Annotated in this window: 4 protein-coding genes; all 4 read right to left on the bottom strand. The window is 69.5% G+C overall.

The genetic code is table 11. The annotated features are described in order from the left end of the window. Positions 1-647 (bottom strand): DedA family protein (locus tag EQG76_RS16195; RefSeq protein ID WP_159715284.1); only part of this gene is annotated, 647 nt, incomplete at its 3' end. 13 nt (positions 648-660) lie between these two features. Further along, the gene (locus tag EQG76_RS16190; protein ID WP_159715282.1) at positions 661-1,461 is read right to left on the bottom strand and encodes a class I SAM-dependent methyltransferase; all 801 of its coding nucleotides are present in this window, start codon (positions 1,459-1,461) and stop codon (positions 661-663) included. Next, positions 1,458-2,297, bottom strand: coding sequence for an MBL fold metallo-hydrolase (locus EQG76_RS16185; protein ID WP_159715280.1), 840 nt, complete (start codon positions 2,295-2,297; stop codon positions 1,458-1,460). Before EQG76_RS16185 ends, EQG76_RS16190 begins: the two co-directional genes overlap by 4 nt. Positions 2,298-2,347: 50 nt before the next feature. Beyond that, the gene (locus EQG76_RS16180) at positions 2,348-2,812 is read right to left on the bottom strand and encodes a class I SAM-dependent methyltransferase (protein WP_235031400.1); all 465 of its coding nucleotides are present in this window, start codon (positions 2,810-2,812) and stop codon (positions 2,348-2,350) included. Between the last annotated feature and the right edge of the window lie 254 nt (positions 2,813-3,066).

Below are 3,066 nucleotides of genomic sequence, written 5' to 3'. Positions count from 1 at the left end.
CAGGCGGCCGGCTCGTCCGGCAGCTCCGCCAATGCCCGGGCAGTCCACTCCCGCTCGCGCCGGCGCAGCAGGTGCGCGCCCAACAGGAGAAGGGCCAGGGCAGCTATCAGCACCACGAGGCCAATCGGGCCCGCCACCTGGTGGATCTCCTGGCCGAAGCGGTAGGCGCCCAGGCCGAACAGGGCAGCCCAGCAGGAGGCCGCCAGCGCGTTGGCGAGCAGGAAGCGGGGCCAGGCCATCCGGTTGGCGCCGGCCAGCACGCCCGCGAACGCGCGCAGGAAGGCGACGAACCGGCCGAAGAACACGATCGTGCCGCCATGGTGGGCGAACAGGTACTGGCCGAGCTTCAGCCGGTCGGGGGACAGCCCAATATGCCGGCCGTGGCGGTGGAGCAGGGGCAAGCCGATGCGCCGGCCGATCAGGTAGCCAAAATTATCGCCGGCGATCGCCCCGGCGGCGGCCACGCCGATCACGCTGGCGATCCCCAGCTCCCCGGTCGATCCCGCATAGACGGCAGCGCCGACCAGCGCTGCCTCGCCGGGCAGGGGCACGCCCATGCTTTCCAGCGCCACCACCGCGAACAGCAGCCAGAGGCCATGGGCCTGGATCAGATGGGGCAGCCAGGATCCAGCCAAGGCCTCGAACATGCCGGCCTACCCTTCAGGCCCCGCGGACCAGCCACAGGGAGGTTTCGGGCACGCCGTCGCGCAGGGGCAGGGCCGCCAGCGGGCTGGCCGCGACCCGCTCGTGCCAGCGGGTGGCTAGCCAGTGGCTCGACCAGAGCAGATGCCAGCCACCGCCATGGAGCAGGGCAGCGATCAGGCTCTGCTCGGCATAGCCCCGCCAGGCCCAGTGCTCGGGATAGGGGTCGGGCAGGAAGATGTCGTGGACGTGCAGCAGCACCCCGGCTGGCAGCCGCGGCAGCAGGTCGTTGACGATCCGGTCGACATCGCCGCCAGGGACCAGGAGGTGGCTGGAATCGACGAACAGCAAGTCGCCAGGCCCTAGCAGAGCGGCAATCCTGGTGACCTCGAGCTCCTCGAAGCGGCAGGGATGATGGACCAGCTTCAGGTCGTGGATGTCAGCGCGGGGCTCCGGGTCGATGCAGTGCAATTCGCCGGCATCGCCGCCATCGGCGATAGCCTGAGCGAGAAAGCGGGTGGAATGGCCGCTGCCGATCTCGACGATCCGGCTGGGCCGGTGATCACGGACCACGGCATAGGCACGGGCCGCGTCCAGGCGGGGGAACCATTCCTGGTCGAAGCGGGGTCGGGGCGGGGGACCATTCAGTTCACGCAGGCGCGGGGCATGGCGCTCGGCACGGGCCAATTCCGCCAGCATCAAGGGTTCGGCGGCCTGAAAGATCGGCAGGAGTGCCGGATAGGCGCAGGGGCGGACGGAAGCGGCGTGCCGGTAGGGGATGAAGAAACCCGGGCGCTCCGGAGAAGGCAGCGCGCTCACAGCTCGATGACCAGGCCTTCGCTGGCCACCAGCGATCCTGGCATGGCGGCCTCGAGCTGGACGGCGATCCCGTCCAGGAAGTCGTCGCAACGGTCCGGCTCGTGATGGAAGGTCACCAGTCGCCTGGCGCCTGCGGCCCGGCACAGGCGCACCCCCTCCTGCCAGGTCGAGTGGCCCCAGCCGCGATAGTTGGCATATTCCTCGTCGGTGAAGGTCGCGTCGTAGATGACGAGGTCGGCGCCGTCGATCAGGCGCAGCACGTCCTCATCCAGCCGGCCCTCCGTGTGCTCCAGGTCGGTGACGTAGCAGGCGGCGCGGCCGCCATACTCGACCCGGTAGCCGGTAGCGCCGCCCGGATGCGGCAGGAAATGGGTGCGCATTCGCACGCCCGGCACCGGTTCCAGCGTGTCGCCGGCGTTGAAGTCCTCGAAGCCGATCTGGGCGTGCATGATGTCGAAGGGGACCGGGAAGAACGGACGCTGCATCAGGCTGCCCACCACCTCGTGCAGCCGGCGGCCCTGGCGGAGCAGGTGGCCGTTCCAGAGCTTCAGCCGATTGCCGCTGTGATAAGCCGGCTTGAAGAAGGCGAAGCCGTTGATGTGGTCGACATGGGTATGGCTCAGGAACACGTGGGCAGAGCAGCCGCGGCACTCGGCCATGACCTGGCGGCCGAGCGCCCGGATGCCGGTGCCGGCGTCGAAGATCAGCTGCTGGTCGCCGCAGCGCATCTCCACGCAGGGCGTGTTGCCGCCATAGCGAAGCGTCGAGGGGCCAGGGACGGGAACGGTGCCGCGCACACCCCAGAAGCGTACCGAGAATAACGACGGCTGCCCCATGTTCCTCGCCGTTGACGACCGGGTGCGTCCGGGCTGCGCCATCGCGCTGCTCAGCCTTCCGGCCCGAGCATGATGTGGTCCGCGTCCGCGCTTGTCACGCGATATAGGTAATAGCGGCCCGGTTCCACGCCCTCCGGTACGGGCAGCGGCAAGAGCCGCCGTGCCGGCAGGTGCTGATCACCGGCAATGATGCAGTCCTGCGGCAGGAAGCTCGCCAGCTGCCGGGCGACCTCCCGGGCCAGGCAGGCGTTGCGCACCGGATCGCCCGTGCCGATGTCGGCATGGACCAGGACCAGGTCGTGGGGCAGCAGGGCGGCGGCCCGGGGCAGCACCGTCTCGAACGTGCCGATCACCAGGTCCTCCGGGCACGGCATGCAGGCGGGATGGGGCTTGGGGTCGCGCTCGACTACGACAATTCGCCGCTCCGGCAGCCGGGCGCGCAGATGGTCGTAGCTGCGCCCGTTGCCGAGCCCCAGCTCCAGCACGCTGCCGGGCCGTCCGGCCACCAGCTCCACCGCGGCGTCCAGGCAGGCCCGTTGCGCGATCAGGCGCCGGATGAAGCTGTCCAGCCGGGTCAGGGAGGCACTCCGCAGCGGTCGTCGTTCCGCCCCAAGAGCCCGATCCGGCCGGCCCTGTCCAGGGGGCAGCGCGAGTCGGTGCCGCAGGTGGCAAGGAACTGCGCGCGGATTGTATCGATACTATTACTGCCAATGTTACTCTATCGACCGTCGACGACGGCTGCGTTACGATAACATTCTCCGCATAACCC

It is taken from the genome of Geminicoccus flavidas (genome assembly GCF_009806515.1).
GTDB classification, from domain to species: Bacteria; Pseudomonadota; Alphaproteobacteria; order Geminicoccales; family Geminicoccaceae; genus Geminicoccus; species Geminicoccus flavidus.
The sequence above is the reverse complement of the archived record's forward strand: the minus strand, read 5'-3'. Positions and strand labels throughout refer to the sequence as shown.

What these genes read in the sequence shown, in the direction of transcription:
- EQG76_RS16185 (WP_159715280.1), bottom strand. Translation starts at nt 2,297, where the DNA reads ATGGGGCAGCCGTCGTTATTCTCGGTACGCTTCTGGGGTGTGCGCGGC.